General features: G+C 61.3%; 15 protein-coding genes. 6 read left to right on the forward strand and 9 right to left on the reverse strand.

Annotated elements, in window-relative coordinates; genetic code table 11:
- The first annotated feature begins 373 nt into the window (after positions 1 to 373).
- Positions 374 to 1,711, forward strand: coding sequence for a M24 family metallopeptidase (locus V7650_RS04495; protein ID WP_335655049.1), 1,338 nt, complete (start codon positions 374 to 376; stop codon positions 1,709 to 1,711).
- 241 nt (positions 1,712 to 1,952) lie between these two features.
- Here the strand turns inward: V7650_RS04495 and V7650_RS04500 are convergent, their stop codons facing one another.
- Positions 1,953 to 3,248, reverse strand: a complete 1,296-nt coding sequence (locus V7650_RS04500; RefSeq protein ID WP_335655050.1) for a hypothetical protein — start codon at positions 3,246 to 3,248, stop codon at positions 1,953 to 1,955.
- Between the two features lie 38 nt (positions 3,249 to 3,286).
- Here V7650_RS04500 and V7650_RS04505 point away from each other — a divergent pair, with 38 nt between their 5' ends.
- From V7650_RS04505 to V7650_RS04515, 3 genes are read left to right on the forward strand one after another with little or no spacing between them, the layout of a single operon-like run.
- Positions 3,287 to 3,460, forward strand: a complete 174-nt coding sequence (locus tag V7650_RS04505) for a hypothetical protein (RefSeq protein ID WP_335655051.1) — start codon at positions 3,287 to 3,289, stop codon at positions 3,458 to 3,460.
- A gap of 9 nt (positions 3,461 to 3,469) precedes the next feature.
- Positions 3,470 to 4,216 carry a GntR family transcriptional regulator gene (locus V7650_RS04510; protein ID WP_335655052.1) on the forward strand — a complete coding sequence of 249 codons (747 nt, stop codon included), beginning with the start codon at positions 3,470 to 3,472 and terminating at the stop codon, positions 4,214 to 4,216.
- Between the two features lie 34 nt (positions 4,217 to 4,250).
- A complete protein-coding gene (locus V7650_RS04515) occupies positions 4,251 to 5,300 on the forward strand; it encodes a serine hydrolase domain-containing protein (RefSeq protein WP_335655053.1) in 1,050 nt (349 codons plus the stop codon).
- 6 nt (positions 5,301 to 5,306) lie between these two features.
- On the opposite strand, the gene V7650_RS04520 is transcribed toward V7650_RS04515, so the two are convergent.
- The 4 genes from V7650_RS04520 to V7650_RS04535 all read right to left on the reverse strand — a co-directional run bounded on the left by V7650_RS04520 (position 5,307) and on the right by V7650_RS04535 (position 9,016).
- Positions 5,307 to 5,960, reverse strand: a complete 654-nt coding sequence (locus V7650_RS04520) for an isochorismatase family protein (protein WP_335655054.1) — start codon at positions 5,958 to 5,960, stop codon at positions 5,307 to 5,309.
- 102 nt (positions 5,961 to 6,062) lie between these two features.
- Positions 6,063 to 6,905: a hypothetical protein gene (locus V7650_RS04525; RefSeq protein ID WP_335655055.1), complete on the reverse strand. Its 843-nt coding sequence runs from the start codon at positions 6,903 to 6,905 to the stop codon at positions 6,063 to 6,065.
- A complete protein-coding gene (locus V7650_RS04530) occupies positions 6,906 to 8,219 on the reverse strand; it encodes an FAD-dependent oxidoreductase (RefSeq protein WP_335655056.1) in 1,314 nt (437 codons plus the stop codon).
- Entirely contained in the window at positions 8,219 to 9,016 is a 798-nt protein-coding gene (locus tag V7650_RS04535) for a thioesterase family protein (RefSeq protein ID WP_335655057.1), read from the reverse strand. Before V7650_RS04535 ends, V7650_RS04530 begins: the two co-directional genes overlap by 1 nt.
- Before the next feature lie 121 nt (positions 9,017 to 9,137).
- Here V7650_RS04535 and V7650_RS04540 point away from each other — a divergent pair, with 121 nt between their 5' ends.
- The gene (locus V7650_RS04540; protein WP_335655058.1) at positions 9,138 to 9,437 is read left to right on the forward strand and encodes an integration host factor subunit alpha; all 300 of its coding nucleotides are present in this window, start codon (positions 9,138 to 9,140) and stop codon (positions 9,435 to 9,437) included.
- 100 nt (positions 9,438 to 9,537) lie between these two features.
- Positions 9,538 to 9,852: a MerR family transcriptional regulator gene (locus V7650_RS04545; RefSeq protein ID WP_442955259.1), complete on the forward strand. Its 315-nt coding sequence runs from the start codon at positions 9,538 to 9,540 to the stop codon at positions 9,850 to 9,852.
- Positions 9,853 to 9,891: 39 nt separating this feature from the next.
- Here V7650_RS04545 and V7650_RS04550 read toward each other — a convergent pair whose 3' ends face one another.
- The 4 genes from V7650_RS04550 to V7650_RS04565 all read right to left on the reverse strand — a co-directional run bounded on the left by V7650_RS04550 (position 9,892) and on the right by V7650_RS04565 (position 14,345).
- Positions 9,892 to 10,191 (reverse strand): hypothetical protein, encoded by a 300-nt coding sequence (locus V7650_RS04550; protein WP_335655060.1) that lies wholly within the window; start codon positions 10,189 to 10,191, stop codon positions 9,892 to 9,894.
- A gap of 309 nt (positions 10,192 to 10,500) precedes the next feature.
- The gene (locus V7650_RS04555; RefSeq protein ID WP_335655061.1) at positions 10,501 to 11,043 is read right to left on the reverse strand and encodes a SixA phosphatase family protein; all 543 of its coding nucleotides are present in this window, start codon (positions 11,041 to 11,043) and stop codon (positions 10,501 to 10,503) included.
- Positions 11,040 to 13,775 (reverse strand): ATP-dependent DNA helicase, encoded by a 2,736-nt coding sequence (locus tag V7650_RS04560; protein ID WP_335655062.1) that lies wholly within the window; start codon positions 13,773 to 13,775, stop codon positions 11,040 to 11,042. Before V7650_RS04560 ends, V7650_RS04555 begins: the two co-directional genes overlap by 4 nt.
- Entirely contained in the window at positions 13,776 to 14,345 is a 570-nt protein-coding gene (locus V7650_RS04565) for an NnrU family protein (RefSeq protein ID WP_335655063.1), read from the reverse strand.
- Positions 14,346 to 14,407 lie beyond the last annotated feature (62 nt).

The following is a 14,407-nucleotide window of genomic DNA, read 5'->3' on the forward strand; positions in this document are numbered from 1 at the left end:
TCTCTTTCCCAAATGACGGAACCATGGCGTGCTCCCGTCACCCTGCGTCTATTTTGCCGCAACCCGATTGAGCCAAGGCGCCCGTGACTATCGGACGACCAGCTGAAATATCAGGCTAGACCATATAGCCGGAATGTCGACGTTGAACACGGTTGGATCAGATCTGCACTCAGGTCCGGACAAAATCGGAACCGGCAACAGCGGCTGGACGTTCGGCAAACTTTGCCGCACAAGGAAGCGAACAGAAGCCCAGCGCGCATGTCAGCGCATCCGATAAGGTGATAAAATGGTGACGGATAAATGCAACAAGACGGGGCTGTCGATGTTTCTTCGGCTTTCCAGCTTGGATAGATTGATTGGCTCAGCCGCTAGAATGCTTTTTGCAACAGCGTTTCTGTCGATGCCGCTCGTGCCAGCCGCTGCGGCGGATGGCGCCGAAAGGACTGCTTACCCCACGGTCCTGCCGCTTCGAGATCGTGCCGCTCTTCTGAACATTTGGCTGCAGGAGCGGCTCGACACGATCATACCCATGATCATGCGCGAACAGGGCGTTGATATGTGGGTGCTGGTTGCGCGGGAGAATTTCGAGGAACCGGTGGTCGAGTCGATGCTTGATGCCGAGAGCTTCTCGGCCCGACGGCGCACCATTCTGGTGTTTTTCGATCCCGGTGCGGGCAAGCCGGTCGAGCGGCTAACCGTCAGCCGCTACGGCTTGGGGGAGATGTTCAAGGCCGCCTGGACGCCGGAGGCGCAGCCCGACCAATGGCGCCGGCTCGCTGAAATCATCGCCGAACGCAATCCCCGCAGGATTGCGATCAATTCATCGAAACTTTCCGCCTATGCCGACGGCATGACGCTAAGCGCCTATGACGAGATGATGGCAGCACTGCCGGCTTCGCTTCAATCGCGGGTCTTCCGCGATGAAGTGCTGGCGGTGCGCTGGCTGGAAACGCGAACGCCTTCCGAAATGGCGCGCTACCCCGAGATCGTGGCGCTGGCCCACGCCATCATCGGCGAAGGGCTTTCGGACAAGGTTATAACGCCCGGCGTTACTACGACCGATGACGTCGCCTGGTGGTTTCGCGAAAGGATTGCGGAACTGGGGGTGCAAACCTGGTTTCACCCGTCGGTAGCCATCAGCCGCCGGGGCGTGGATGAAGCCTTGGAAGGTGATACGATCATTGAGCAAGGCGATATGCTCTGGACAGATTTCGGGATTACCTATTTGCGGTTGAACACCGACACCCAGCAGAACGCCTATGTCTTGCGCGATGGCGAGACGCAGGCACCGAAAGGCTTGCGCGATGGCCTGGCTGCCAGCAACCGTGTCCAGGATGCGCTGACTTCGTCCTTCAGGGCGGGCGATAGTGGCAACGCCATTCTCGTGCGGGCGCGTGACAAGGCAATCGCCCAAGGGCTGGAGCCGAGCATTTATTCGCATCCGATTGGCTATCATGGCCATGGAGCAGGCGCTGCCATAGGTTTTTGGGACGACCAGACGCCAGGCCCGCGCGGAGAATATATTGTGCGCTCGAACACGGCTTGGTCAATCGAACTCAGCGCAACAGTGCCGGTTCCCGAATGGGACAACCAAAAACTGTCCTTCAAGACAGAAGAGGATGCGTTTTTTGACGGTAATTCAGTGCAATATATCGACGGCCGGCAAAAGGAGTTTTATCTGATTGGGCGAGCGAGCGGAGCCAGCGATTGACGTCATGGTTCCTGGCATTGCCGCAGACACATTTGTCCCGCCGGATCGACATATGAGGATGAAGTCTTGCACGGGGGCTGGAAAGATACTCCTGCTTGTCAGCTAAAGAGCTCAATCAACAGATGACTGCTATTGCGTGGCTTCCTGAAGGGCAGCCTTCAGGCTCCTGCTGCGGAACGCTCAACGTCCGCAACCGGGGCGCTAATCGGGCATTGGAACCGCACAGTGTGCCTCGACCTTCTCAAGCCTGTCGTCGGGCCACTGTTTTGAGCAGCTCCCGAAATCCTTGCGCGGCAGAGACGGTGGCTTGCACGTGCAAACACCGCTCGTCATCGTCGGCCGTGTGGTGATAGCGGTGGATGCCGAAAACCCCCGCAGCCGGTGAATAGCCTGCCTTGATCACCTCGTCGAGTTCGCCGGCGGACAGCACGGCGCTTGACACCGGTGCCTCATAGCCGGCTTGTCCGGCAAACAGCGTGCGGGCCACCGGCAGCAGTGCTGGGGAAACGGACAGGTAACGCTGGCTGTCGACGCTTGGCAGCGGCGAAACCCCGGCGATGCTGTGCCAGTCGCGGGCCGCGACATTGGCACCGATGTGGAGCCAGAAATCGGTCTGGTCGACAGCGGGCGCGATCGCCTTCATCGCTTCCGCTGCGCCGAGATATTCATATTCATGGCCGGTATTGCACAGGAAGGACAGATTGTGATCGGGCAGACCCCGGGTCGCCCAGCGCGCCAGTTCGAGCCAGGCGGCAACGCCCGGGCCACGCTCGGCCGCGCAGCCGAACCAGCCCGACCGTGGCGTTGAAATGGCAAGCCAGCGCCGCTTGCCGCGATCCAGTCTTCCTACGAAGTTGAACGCCTGACGGGTGCCGCCGCTGCCGTCGATCGTCAGGCGCGCCTGTTTCCTCATCATCGCTGCCGCAAGCAAATCCTTCGCATGGTCCGGCGCGAGCAGGGCGACCGGCCCTGCAAACATCGGCCCGCGCCCGTCGGCGTTGAGCGCGATCACCTTTCCCGAAGGCCCGTTGGTGATCGCCACCGCCGCCTTGGCCCCCGCCGCGAAGGCCGCTTCGATCGGTGCCCGAACCGCGGGCGTCAGCATCGACGACCATCTGCCATGCGGAAGATCGACAAGGGCGATGGCATCCTTCATCGTTCCGCTGAACTGCCCGTGCGCATCCACCCGGATCAGCGCGCCCGTCAGCCCCTGTGGACCCGTCGCCACGACTACCGGCTGCGGATAGATTGGAACGCTGCGGCCTTGGCACTCGATTTCCGCTGTCGTGCCATCAAAATAGGGGACGCCATAATATTGTCGCTCGACCGCATAGCCAGCTTCGGCGAGCTCCGAGGCAAGCCACTCGCCGCAAGCATTGTCGCCCTCGCCGCCGGCGCGCTTATTGCCAAAGCCGACATAGCGGGAAAGATCCTGCCCTATGCTTCCTTCAGCCGCTGTCTTCGCCGACAACCGAACGGGAGCAAGCGATACGGCGGCGCCCGCGCCGAGAAAGCTTCTTCTGCTGGTCTTGATCATCTGATACCTCATCATCGGTTTTCTCGTCGGGCCACAACATGCTGCTCTTTGGCCAATATCAGCCGCTTGTCGGCTACCTCGGCCGCCGTTGCCATGCACTTGGGGTGATGCTGATTTTATCAGCCAGCGCAATACATCCTGTCAAGATATTGTACGACAATATGTCGGATATTGTTGAATATACGCTTGAGCAGGGCCGGGCGCAGCGATAGGGTGACAGGATGAAGCCTGCCCGCGACCTTGTCACCAGCCGTCCTGCGCCAGCCGAAGAGCCGGTGCCGACGATTGGCGCCGATGCGGTGGCGCAGGCGCTGCGCGAACGCATTCAGGCCAACCAGCTTGAGCCGGGCGTATGGCTGCGCGAAGCCCGTGTTTGCGATGAATTCTCAGTGGGGCGGTCGGTCGCAAGGCGGGCGCTGCGCATCCTCGGCGAAGACGGCCTGGTGGAAATAGAGGAGAACCGCGGCGCAAGAATATCCGCGACCACGGTTGAGGAGGTATTTGAACTCTACGAGCTAAGGGCCGCGCTGTACGGGCTGGCGGTGCGGGTGGCCTGCCTGCGTGCATCCGACCTGGAAATGGCCGAATATCTGGCGGATATTGATCGTCTGCTGGCGGCGGCAGATGACCATCAGCCCGCCGACCATATCATCCGGCTGAGCGAGGAGATCTTCAGCGCGATGGCCAGTCATTCCAGCGCCGATGCCCGGAAGATGATCGCCTCGGTGCGGCGCAAGACCCGATTTCATTATTCCTATGTGGCGCTGGCCATCAATTCCGACCGACCGGGCCCCTATGCCCACTGGCGAACGGTGCGCACCGCGCTGGTCGCTCGCGATGCCGAACAGGCGAGCCAAAGCGCACGGGATATATTATATTTCATGCAGGGAGAAGTGGCGCGGATCATGCTTTCGCGGGGATCGCGCATCCGGGAGAGCGGCAATGTTTTGGCCGGAGCAGACCAGTGAAACGGGCCTTCACAGGAAACAAAGGCGGGAGCGAATGAAGCGGAATCTCTATGCAGCCATGTCCATCCTCGCCGCTTTCGCGATGACAGGATGCCAGGGCACGGCAGCCGGGCGGCCAGAAATCGCTGCGGGCCGAACGGACAATCCCGATACGGTCGCGGTGGAAAAGCTGCTGGCCTATATACGCGATCAGAACAGCACGGGCTTTCTGGTTATCAAGGATGGTGTCACCCTCATGTCCCGGACCTGGTCGCTCGCTCCGGATCCGCTCTTTGACCTGTTCCGCTACGAAGTGAACGGCGAGGGAGAATTGCTGGAAGATGTGGCTTCGCAGCAGAAGAGCTTTGTCGCAATTCTGGTCGGCATTGCCGTCGACAAGGGTATGGTGGAGGTCGGCGCGCCCGTGAGCCAATATATCGGCACCGGCTGGTCGAAGGCGAGTCCCGAGGAGGAAGCGCAGATCCAGGTCGGACATTTGCTTGCGATGAATTCCGGACTGGATGACAAACTCGAATATGTCGCTCCGCCGGGGACGCTGTTCTTCTACAACACACCCGCCTACGCGGTTTCAAAACAGGTCCTGACCGCGGCTTCCGGGCTTTCGCTCCAGGCGATGACCGCCGCATGGCTCACCGGACCTCTGGCAATGGAGGACACGCAGTGGCGGGAGCGTCCGGCCGGGTTCGGTGACGTCGGCAACAACGGCGGGCTGGTCACCTCTCCTGGCGATTCCGGCCGTTTTGGCGAGATGATCCTGGCCAGAGGCGTCGCCCCCGATGGTCGGCGCATCATTTCGGAAACCGAGTTGCAAAAGATGTTCGCTCCGTCGGCCACCAACCCGGCTTATGGTCGATTATGGTGGCTCAACGGCAGCGACCATGTAGTGCGGGCCGGCGCGGAACGACGGGACGGGCCGCTGATTGCAGCCGCACCCCCTGATCTGGTTGCAGCTCTGGGCTTTCTGGATCGGCGGCTCTATGTCGTCCCCAGTCTCGATCTTGTCGTCGTGCGGACCGGCACCAAGGTGACCGACGAGAATTTCGACGAACAATTGTGGCAGCAATTGCTTGCCATCCTGGAATGATGTCTTCTAGCGACCGGCAGCAGCCTGCTCGGCGCGGTTTTGCTCCAGGAATGCCACGGCCTCAGCCTCGCTCACCACATCGGCATATTTCGCGTTCATGTCGAAAAGATTGGCTTCGTGCGGAGCCTGGTGGCGGTCGCCGCAGCCATCGGCAATCACGGCCGTGCGAAAGCCGTGCGACATGGCATCGACACAGGTCGCCCGGACACAGCCGCTGGTGGTCAGGCCGGTCAGCAACACGCTGTCGACGCCCGATGCTGTAAGGGTCGAGGCAAGTGAGGTGCCGAAAAAGGCACTGGGATATTGCTTGGTGATCACCAGTTCCTCGGGCCGGGGCTCCAGACCATTGGCAAAGGCGGCCATTGGATTGCCTTCGACAAAATAGCGCAGCGGCGCCGCCTTCTCGAAGAAACGGCCGCCGTCAATGGTGCTGGAATGGTAGGAAACATTGGTCAGGACCACCGGTATGCCGGCCGAGCGCGCCGCTTCTCGCACCCGCAGGGCGGAAGCGAGCGCATCGTCAACGTCGGCATAAAGATCGCAATTCGGATCGAAATAGCCTTGGCAGAAGTCGATCATTATCAGTGCAGGGCGGTGGCCAAAGCCAACCTTGCTGTCATAGGCCCGGCGGTAGTTTTCGAGTAGATCGTCTTCGCTCATGGCGCATTTTTCCTTCGTTCCATACGGTCCGCTTTTGTACCTTTGACTCTCGTCCCAAGGATGGCGGGCAGCATCGGATTTCGCAAGCGATTTGCATTGAGCTCAATCGGCCTTGGTGGCGCTGATCAGAACGTAGCGCAACAGCGACCGGCGGTGGGCCCATTGCAGGAAATGGCCGGTGAGCCAGTATTTGAGCCGGCTTGATCTGCGCGGCCCCTTGCGGATATCGGCAGGCATCTGGTCCCGCAGACGGCTTTTCGTGAAGAGCGCAAAGCCGAGCATGACCTGCTCGCTGATATCGGTCATCCGGATTTTGCCGAACCCGGCTTCCTGCAGCTGATGGCGGTATTGCTCAGGGTGGACGAGATTGGCGGCCGGGATATGCGACAGGCGCAGCATCCCGCGCAGCAGGCGAGGGGCAAGAAAACCCGCGTCCGGCCCGCTGCAAAGAACGAAGTCGGTCAGGGCGAGGCGGCCCGAGCGTGCGAGATGATGCCGCGCCAATTGCAAGAACACCACCTTGCTCGGGAAATGATAGGCGCAGTCGAGCGCGAGAACATGGCTTGGTGCAGTATAGTCTGCTGCCAATTTCCACGCCTCGGGATCATCGATATTTCCCTGCACGATGTTCGCGGCACCAATTCCGAATCCCGCCTTGTCCAGCATCGCCTTTGCATAGTCGGTCTGGCTGAACGACAGGTTCACGCCGCCGACCCGGGCCACGCGAAAATGGTTCTGCCAAAGCAGCAGCTGGTCCCCGCATCCGAAGCCGGCGTCAAAGACGATGGATTGGCTGTTCAGGCCGGCTTCCTCGCCCAGTATCCGGGCCAACGCACAACATGCGTTCGAATAATCCGTCGCGGTCTGCCAATATCCCAGATTGCCCCATGCCTGGCCCTCCTGGTTGAGCGCGAGTTCTGCGAGATCATGGAACTCGCGCCTCATCTAGAGTGCAGCGCCGGCACCGGCCTTCCAGGGAATGACAGCGCCCAGACGCTCCGCCACCGCCACCGAAGACTCGACAGCCGCCTCGAGCAGCGGAATTTTTTCCGCCATGTAGGAACCGCACAGCCAAAGCCTGTTGCCGGCCTGCATCTGGCATTCGCGCAAGGCCGTGACAGCCTTGCGGCTGTCGCGGGTCACCGTCGGCCGCGTGAAATCGACCCGGGCCAGTTCGCGATTGGGGGCGATCCTGCGCATCGGATTCCAGGTCTGGAACACCGCATCCTGGCCGGACAGGCGGGCGATCGCCTTGGTCAGGTCGACCGAGACTTCCGCCCTGCTTTCGCCACGCGGCACATGATAACTGACCGGCGACAGACCTTCCACAGGACTAGGCAGGATTGCCTTGTCGGTATGGACGCTCATGCTGGACCGTTCAAAGGGTATGCGGTTGAGCAACGCCGCACGTTCGCCAAAGCCCGGCAGCATGGCCGCAGCCTGTTGGGCCTGCGCGGCAATCACCACATGGTCGAACCGTTCATCCGCGCCGCTGCTGGTCACCAGCCGGAGCAGGTCTCCGTCCGCCGTGATCTTCTCCACTGGACTGTTGGTCCGCAGTTCAACGCCGGTCAACAGGCGCGGCACAATATCCTCGACTCCGTTGGCGGCACTCATGATCCCGATCTGGTGTATGCCGCAGGTCAGATATTCCAGCATGATGTCCGCAGGATAGTTGCGTATCGCCTGATAATCGCAGGTACAGGTCACTGACAGCATCGGCAGCAGCACTGTATCGACAAACGCCTGGCCCGCTCGCGCCTGTTGCAGATACGCACCAAAGCTGGTGTCTGCCAGGTCGGTCCGGCCACGCACATCGGCCTTGGCCCGGCTGAAAAACCTACGGCTCTGCAAGCCTATCGTCCAGGCCTTGGCGCTAAACAGGCTGCGGCCCTTCAAATAGGACACGGACAACGCGCCCCGGCGCCTGTTGCCATAATGGAGGACTATCCGACCGGTTTCGTCTGCGAAAATTCCGGCATGATCACTGGCCAGTATCTCGACCCCGATATGATCATAAAGTGCAAGCAGATGATCATAATAGCCCCGGCAAAAGATGCGCAAGGGGATGTCTATCCGGCGGGTAATGCCGTTGCTGACATAATCCACGCCATGGGCACCCATTCCTGCGCGGTCATGGGCTTCGAAGACGGTGACCGAGTACAGGCTCTTGAGGAGATAGGCCGCAGAGAGACCGGCAATCCCCGTGCCGATAATGGCGAGACGAGGTTTTTGCCGATCAGGAAGGCCATCGGTCATCAGGCGTAATAGGCCACACTCTGCATGGCCGTTGCCATCAATTCGCGGCGGCTGTTCCAGATACTCATATACTGGCTGCTGGCCCCGTGATCAGCATGATGGGTGTGCGAGTCGATCAGCCACCAGCCGTTTTCCGTCGAAACGTCTTCCGCGATGATGTTGACCTGCCAGTTCATCGAGCTGACCATGGCGTTGCTGTCGAGCAGGCCCATGACCGAAGGCGGCAGGCTGTCGCACATGCACAGTATCTCCGCGACGGGGTCGAGGGCATTGCGCTGTTTCAGGCGCATCCACCGGGTGAGGCGGTTGGTTTTCGTGCTCGTGTCGATGCGCTTGCCGACATATTCCATATTCGAGGTGAAAAATTGCGGTGGGCCGCTGTGCAGGTCCGTCTCGTCGGGCAGCGGAGGGAAATCCGGCATGCTGATGTCCGAAGTCTTCACTTCGGTGGGGCGAGGCGCGGCAAAAATGAAATTGCAGTGCAGCCCGAGACCCTTGTCGCCGAATATTTCCGATTGCACAAAAGCGGTGCTCTTGCCGCGGCGCAGCATGGAGGTTTCAGCGGTCAGCGTTCCAAACAGCGGCCCGGTAAAGGCGATCTGGGCCGACCGAAGGGGAGGCAGGTCATCCTCGATATGGCTGGCAGCGTGATAGGCAAGTGCGCCCGACAGGCCGCCGAAGGCGGTCCGGCCCTGCGTCCAGCTTTGTGGCAGCGCTACTGGATGGTCGGGACCGCCGGGTCCGCATTGAGAGAGCAATTCGGAAAGGGCTACGGGCTGAGAAAGTTTATCGGTCATGATTTCCGCTTATCGGGCTAGGCGCCTGAAATCTACTGGTAAGTTTCCGACAACATTTACAAAAGCAAGTATCTGCTTTATAGCTTTATTGTTTTTCAATCTCTTAATGAAAGAAATTGTGATGAGCTACACGAACACCCTGACCCGCGCTGATCTTGCCGATACCATGAACCGGCAGGTCGGGCTTTCGCGTGCTGACAGCGCGGTCATGGTGGAATCGATTCTCGACCATATGATTGACGCCTTGGTCGAGGGAGAGAATGTGAAGATTTCTGGGTTTGGCACGTTCGTGCTGCGCGACAAGGGAGAACGCACCGGGCGTAATCCCAAGACCGGCATCGAGGTGCCGATTGCGCCGCGTCGCGTGCTGACCTTTCGTGCCAGTCAAACGATGCGTGACAGGATTATCGCTGCAGGTTAATGGACCCGGCGTACCGGGGGAGTAGAGCATGATTAAGGAACACGGAGCTTTCCGGACTATCGGAGAACTGTCAAAAGAACTTAGCATCAAGCCTCACATCTTGCGTTACTGGGAAGATCAGTTTGCGGTGCTGACGCCGCTGAAGCGCGCGGGTGCCCGCCGTCACTATCGTCCCGAAGATGTGGAGATTGTCAAAACGATCAACCGCCTGCTCAACGAAGAGGGCTATACGATTAAGGGTGCCCGGAAGTTTCTGGCCGCGCGGCGCAAACCACAAGAGATTGACGATACGGCAACGCTGCCCAGTTCTCGGGCTCCAACGTCCGATCAGAATATGCAGGACGAGAACATATTGGTCCTGTCCGAGCTCAAATCCATCCGCGACCGGTTGTCGGATGCGCTCAACGAGGCCTAGTCTTTTCAAAACTTTTCTGTCGCTTTGGGTTGCAGCGCGTCATTCTGCAGGCCCATCCTGGTTGCGCTGGGCGAACCAGTCCCGCAAGACCGCTGCCTGACATCCGGTAAAGCCATTGGTGCCGACCGGCGAACAGCTGTTCGGGCGGCCCAGTCGTGCGGCGTCCTCATGATTCTGGAACTGCGCTGACCAAGAGGAGGCATATTGCGCTTCCTCTTCCTTTTCCTTTTCCCGAACGGATTTCGGGATCCGGTATCGTTCTTCTTCCGGCTGGCGCGCGCACACGACGATTTCGCCATCGATGCTTTCCGGACATTCGTCTTCGCCAAACGCAAGCAAGACTGACCACCGTTCAACCTCGCCTTCGCCCGTGCTCTTTTCTTCGGAACTTGCGGGCGACGATATCAGGAGCGATGCCGACACCAACAGAGCGAAGGACGCGCGGGCGTGAAAATGAAGGATGGCCATGACCCTTGGTTCGAGGAATGGAGCGCGGTGCCCGAAACCAAGCGCCGCTGCAATATCTTCGCCAACCTTAACGGATGCGACATTTCGATTGCCTGAACCCGCATCGGCAGGGTCAAATTCATGTAGTGCTCAATTTTTTCCGACATGGACACGACACCATGTTTGCCATCGGGACAGAACCTAGTCGTAGTCCGGCCCCAGTTCCGGATCCAGATCGCGGGGCCGGGTGAATCGGTCTAGCGTGCCGCAGTTTTCGCCGATGTCGGCCCAGCTGTCGATAGCCAGAGTCATCTCAGCCAGCGCGCCGGTTGGATATTTGATTTCCACCTCATCGCGGGCGGGAGAGCTTCCGTCGTCTGGCACGATGTCGAAGATCAGATCTTCCAGCCCGGGATTATGGCCGACCAGCAGCACATGATCGGCATCGATATTGGCACCGCGCAGGACGTCCAGCAGAGTCGCCGAAGAGGCAAGGTAGATTTTGCGGTCCCAGGTCGGCTCCATGGCCTGACCGCAGGCCTCCTCGACATTCTCCAACGTCTCGATCACGCGAACCGCAGGGGAGGCCAGAATCTGATCAAAGGCCAGTTTTTTGCTGCGCATGAAGCGGCCCATTACCGCTGCTGCGCGTTTGCCCTTCTTGTTGAGCGGGCGGTCAAAATCGCGGTCAACCGGATCATCCCAGCTGGATTTGGCGTGGCGGAGGAGGGTCAGTTTTTTCATTGCCCGTTGTCATGCATGAAACTTGTTTCAGTTGAAAGACCGGATTGCGGCATTTGGGATTTGGCATTGCGGATCTCGGCCAGCGCCTCCGCCAGCGGCATCCGTTCGATCGGTGTGCCTTCGGGAAAGGCGCTGAGAAGACGCGAAGGGAAAGCCGATGAAAGAATGACAAAATGGCCATGGTCGTCGGCGCGACGGATGATCCGGCCAAAAGCCTGGGCCAGCCTGGCGCGGATGATCCGGTCGTCATAGGCGCTGCCGCCGCCCGCCAGCCGCCGCGCGCGGTGGAGGATATTGGGACGCGGCCAGGGCACCGACTCCATCACCACCAGCCGCAGGCTCTGGCCGGGCACGTCGACGCCGTCGCGCAGCGCGTCGGTGCCGAGCAGGCTGGCTTTGGGGTCGTCGCGGAAGATGTCGACCAGCGTTCCGGTGTCGATCGGATCGACATGCTGGGCATAGATCGGCAGTCCGCCCTGCGCCATCCGGTCGGCGATCCGGGCGTAAACCGTCCGTAGCCGGCGGATCGCAGTGAACAGGCCGAGCGTGCCGCCACCGGATGCCTCGATCAGTTGCGCATAAGCGCCCGCCAGACCCGCCATGTCGCCGCGCTTCACGTCGGTGACGATGATCACCTTGGCCTGGTTGGCATAGTCGAACGGGCTGGCGACCTCGAATTCCTGCGGCGCATGATCGAGATGTACGGCCCCGCTGAGCGCCCGCGCGGTTTCCCAGCCGCCGCCGCCTTTCAGCGTGGCCGAGGTGATCAATATGCCGTGGGCCGGCTTGGTCACTACCTCGGTGACCGGGATGGTCGGATCGAGCCAGTGGCGGCAGATGCCGATGTCATATTCCCGGCCCTCGAAGCGGTCGATCATCAGCCAGTCGACAAAGTCGGGATCGGCGGGTCCACCAATCCGCGCCAGCAGCGAAAGCCATCCCGACAATGTATCGCAGCGCCAGCCGAGGCTGGACAAGGCCCCTTCCATGCGGGCCCTGGCCGGGGCATCCATCCAGTCGGGGCCCTCCTCGATCAGGTGCTCGATCCGCTGCCCAAGGCGAACCAGCGGCCGGAGCAGGGCATCCATGGCTTCGGCGGCGGTGGCAACGGCGTCGATCATCGGGCCATCGACATCGGACAGCTCGGTTTCCAGGCCATAGCCCGCGTCCGCACTCTGGCTTTCGTCGCGGGCGAAGACCATTGCCCGGACCTCGTGCAGCAGAGTCTCGATCGGGCCGAAGGGTTCGCCCTCGCCCAGCCGCTGCAGCCAGCCGTCGCCGGGCATCGCCTCGGCCGCTAGGCGCGCGCTTTCGATCGCCCGGCCGCCTTCCTCGTCATAGGAGGCGATATCGGCGAGGCGCGCGGCAAGCCCGCGGCGCCGGCCACGGTTGCGGGACTCCGGTCCAATCACCCAGCGGCGGATCTCGATCGCCTCCTGGCCGGACAGGCGCGCGGCAAACATCGAATCGGCGGCATCGAACAGATGATGGCCCTCGTCGAAGATCAGCCGGGTCGGGCGGTTCTGCTGCTCCCGGCCGCGCGCGGCGTTGACCATCACCAGCGCGTGGTTCGCGATCACGATATCCGCCTGCTGGCTGGCCCGGGCGGCTTTCTCGATGAAGCATTTGCGGTAATGCGGGCAGCCGGCATAGACGCATTCCCCGCGCCGGTCGGTCAGCGCGGTGGCGCCGTTGCGCCGGAACAGGGTGGTCAGCCAGCCGGGCAAGTCGCCGCCGATCATGTCGCCGTCCTTGCTGTAGGCGGCCCAGCGCGCGACGAGATGGGCGAGAATCGCCGCTCGTCCGGTGAACCCGCCCTGCAGCGCGTCTTCCAGATTGAGCAGGCAGAGGTAGTTTTCGCGGCCCTTGCGCACCACCACCTTCTTGCGGAAGGTCGCCTCGTCGGAATAGATGCGCCGGGTTTCGCGGTCGAGCTGGCGCTGCAACGCCTTGGTGAAGGTCGAAATCCAGACCGCACCGCCGGCCTGGCTGGACCAGAGCGAGGCCGGGGCGAGATAGCCCAGCGTTTTGCCGATGCCCGTGCCCGCTTCGGCGAGCAGCATATTGGGTTCGCCCTTTATCCGGCGCGGGTTGAAGATGCCGGTGACGGCGGCGGCATAGCTTTTCTGGCCCTTCCGATCCTCGGCGCCTTGACCGGTCAGCGCAGTGAGCCTGTCCAGCGTTGCCTGCTCGTTCATGGCAACGGATCGGGGCGCCGGTCTCGCCTGCTCTTCTTCCCATTCCGACAGTTTCGAGAACAGCCAGCGTTCGGCTCCGGCCGGCTTTTCCAGTCTCTGGCTCACTTCGCCCGCCCATGGCCAGCGCAGCCGGTACAGCGCCTGCGCGCTGCTCCATGCCCCTTCGCGCTCTTTCCAGAACGGAGCCTGCAATCCGTCGAGCAACAGGCTGGCGGCTTGCCGGTAGAGGGCGGCAATATCCGCCTCCTGCTCGGCTGGCGTCAGGCCGAGAGTCTTGGCGAGACCAGAGGGCGTCGGGACAATGAACTGCGCCGGATGGATGAAGGCAAACAGTTCCAGCAGGTCGAGGCCGGACAGGTCGGGGTAGCCGAGCCGCTGCCCCAGTAGCGGCGCATTGAGCAGGATATGCGGCGTTTCCGCGACGCGGCCGATCGCCTCGCCCTTGCCGATCGCGCGGGTCTCACCATCGCTGGAGCAGATCCAGATGCCGCTGTGGCTGGCGTGCAGCGCGGGATAGGGGAGGGTTTCAACCATCTAGCCGGCAAGGACCGGCACGCCCGCGATCCAAGGATGGGCGAACAGCAGAACGGTATAGAGAAGTGCGGCAATAGCGACGCTCAGCACTTCCCGGCCCGGCGTCGCCACGTCCGCCGGCTTCACCCAGGCGCCTTCGTTGCGCGACACGGTGATGATCGAGATCAGCGCCCACAGGCCCAGTCCGCCGAACAGAACCAGCGACCGGTTGTCGCCATTGGCGAGCAGATGGCCGGCGGACCAGATCAGGACGCCGGTCAGCATGGGATGGCGAATCCACTGCCTGACCCGTGATTTGCCCTGCGCCACGCCGATCAGATAGATGGCGATGAACATCAGCGTCATGTTGAGATGGCGGCCCCACACCGGCGGGTCGTAGACGAATTCGGCTGGTGTTGTGCGCCAGCCGTAGATCATCAGGCCGACTGATGCCAGCAGCAGCAAGGCCGCGAGTCCCTTGTGCGGGCCTTCGCCGATGGCGCCCTGGATCGACGCCCTTACACCGGGCGTCACCGATTTCATAAGATGGACGATGCTCCACAGCAGCACGCCAGCAACCAATATTGTCATCACCAATCTCCCGCTTTAGTCCTGTTCTAACTTGCTATACAGGCTTAGGCCACTATTTGCGC

The organism is Parasphingorhabdus sp. (assembly GCF_036964565.1).
Classification (GTDB): Bacteria; Pseudomonadota; Alphaproteobacteria; order Sphingomonadales; family Sphingomonadaceae; genus Parasphingorhabdus.

What these genes read in the sequence shown, in the direction of transcription:
- V7650_RS04530 (WP_335655056.1), bottom strand. Translation starts at nt 8,219, where the DNA reads ATGACCGATGGCCTTCCTGATCGGCAAAAACCTCGTCTCGCCATTATC.
- V7650_RS04560 (WP_335655062.1), bottom strand. Translation starts at nt 13,775, where the DNA reads ATGGTTGAAACCCTCCCCTATCCCGCGCTGCACGCCAGCCACAGCGGC.
- V7650_RS04505 (WP_335655051.1), top strand. Translation starts at nt 3,287, where the DNA reads ATGCTGCTCTTTGGCCAATATCAGCCGCTTGTCGGCTACCTCGGCCGC.
- V7650_RS04495 (WP_335655049.1), top strand. Translation starts at nt 374, where the DNA reads ATGCTTTTTGCAACAGCGTTTCTGTCGATGCCGCTCGTGCCAGCCGCT.
- V7650_RS04555 (WP_335655061.1), bottom strand. Translation starts at nt 11,043, where the DNA reads ATGAAAAAACTGACCCTCCTCCGCCACGCCAAATCCAGCTGGGATGAT.
- V7650_RS04535 (WP_335655057.1), bottom strand. Translation starts at nt 9,016, where the DNA reads ATGACCGATAAACTTTCTCAGCCCGTAGCCCTTTCCGAATTGCTCTCT.
- V7650_RS04520 (WP_335655054.1), bottom strand. Translation starts at nt 5,960, where the DNA reads ATGAGCGAAGACGATCTACTCGAAAACTACCGCCGGGCCTATGACAGC.
- V7650_RS04510 (WP_335655052.1), top strand. Translation starts at nt 3,470, where the DNA reads ATGAAGCCTGCCCGCGACCTTGTCACCAGCCGTCCTGCGCCAGCCGAA.
- V7650_RS04540 (WP_335655058.1), top strand. Translation starts at nt 9,138, where the DNA reads ATGAGCTACACGAACACCCTGACCCGCGCTGATCTTGCCGATACCATG.
- V7650_RS04515 (WP_335655053.1), top strand. Translation starts at nt 4,251, where the DNA reads ATGAAGCGGAATCTCTATGCAGCCATGTCCATCCTCGCCGCTTTCGCG.
- V7650_RS04500 (WP_335655050.1), bottom strand. Translation starts at nt 3,248, where the DNA reads ATGATCAAGACCAGCAGAAGAAGCTTTCTCGGCGCGGGCGCCGCCGTA.
- V7650_RS04565 (WP_335655063.1), bottom strand. Translation starts at nt 14,345, where the DNA reads ATGACAATATTGGTTGCTGGCGTGCTGCTGTGGAGCATCGTCCATCTT.
- V7650_RS04525 (WP_335655055.1), bottom strand. Translation starts at nt 6,905, where the DNA reads ATGAGGCGCGAGTTCCATGATCTCGCAGAACTCGCGCTCAACCAGGAG.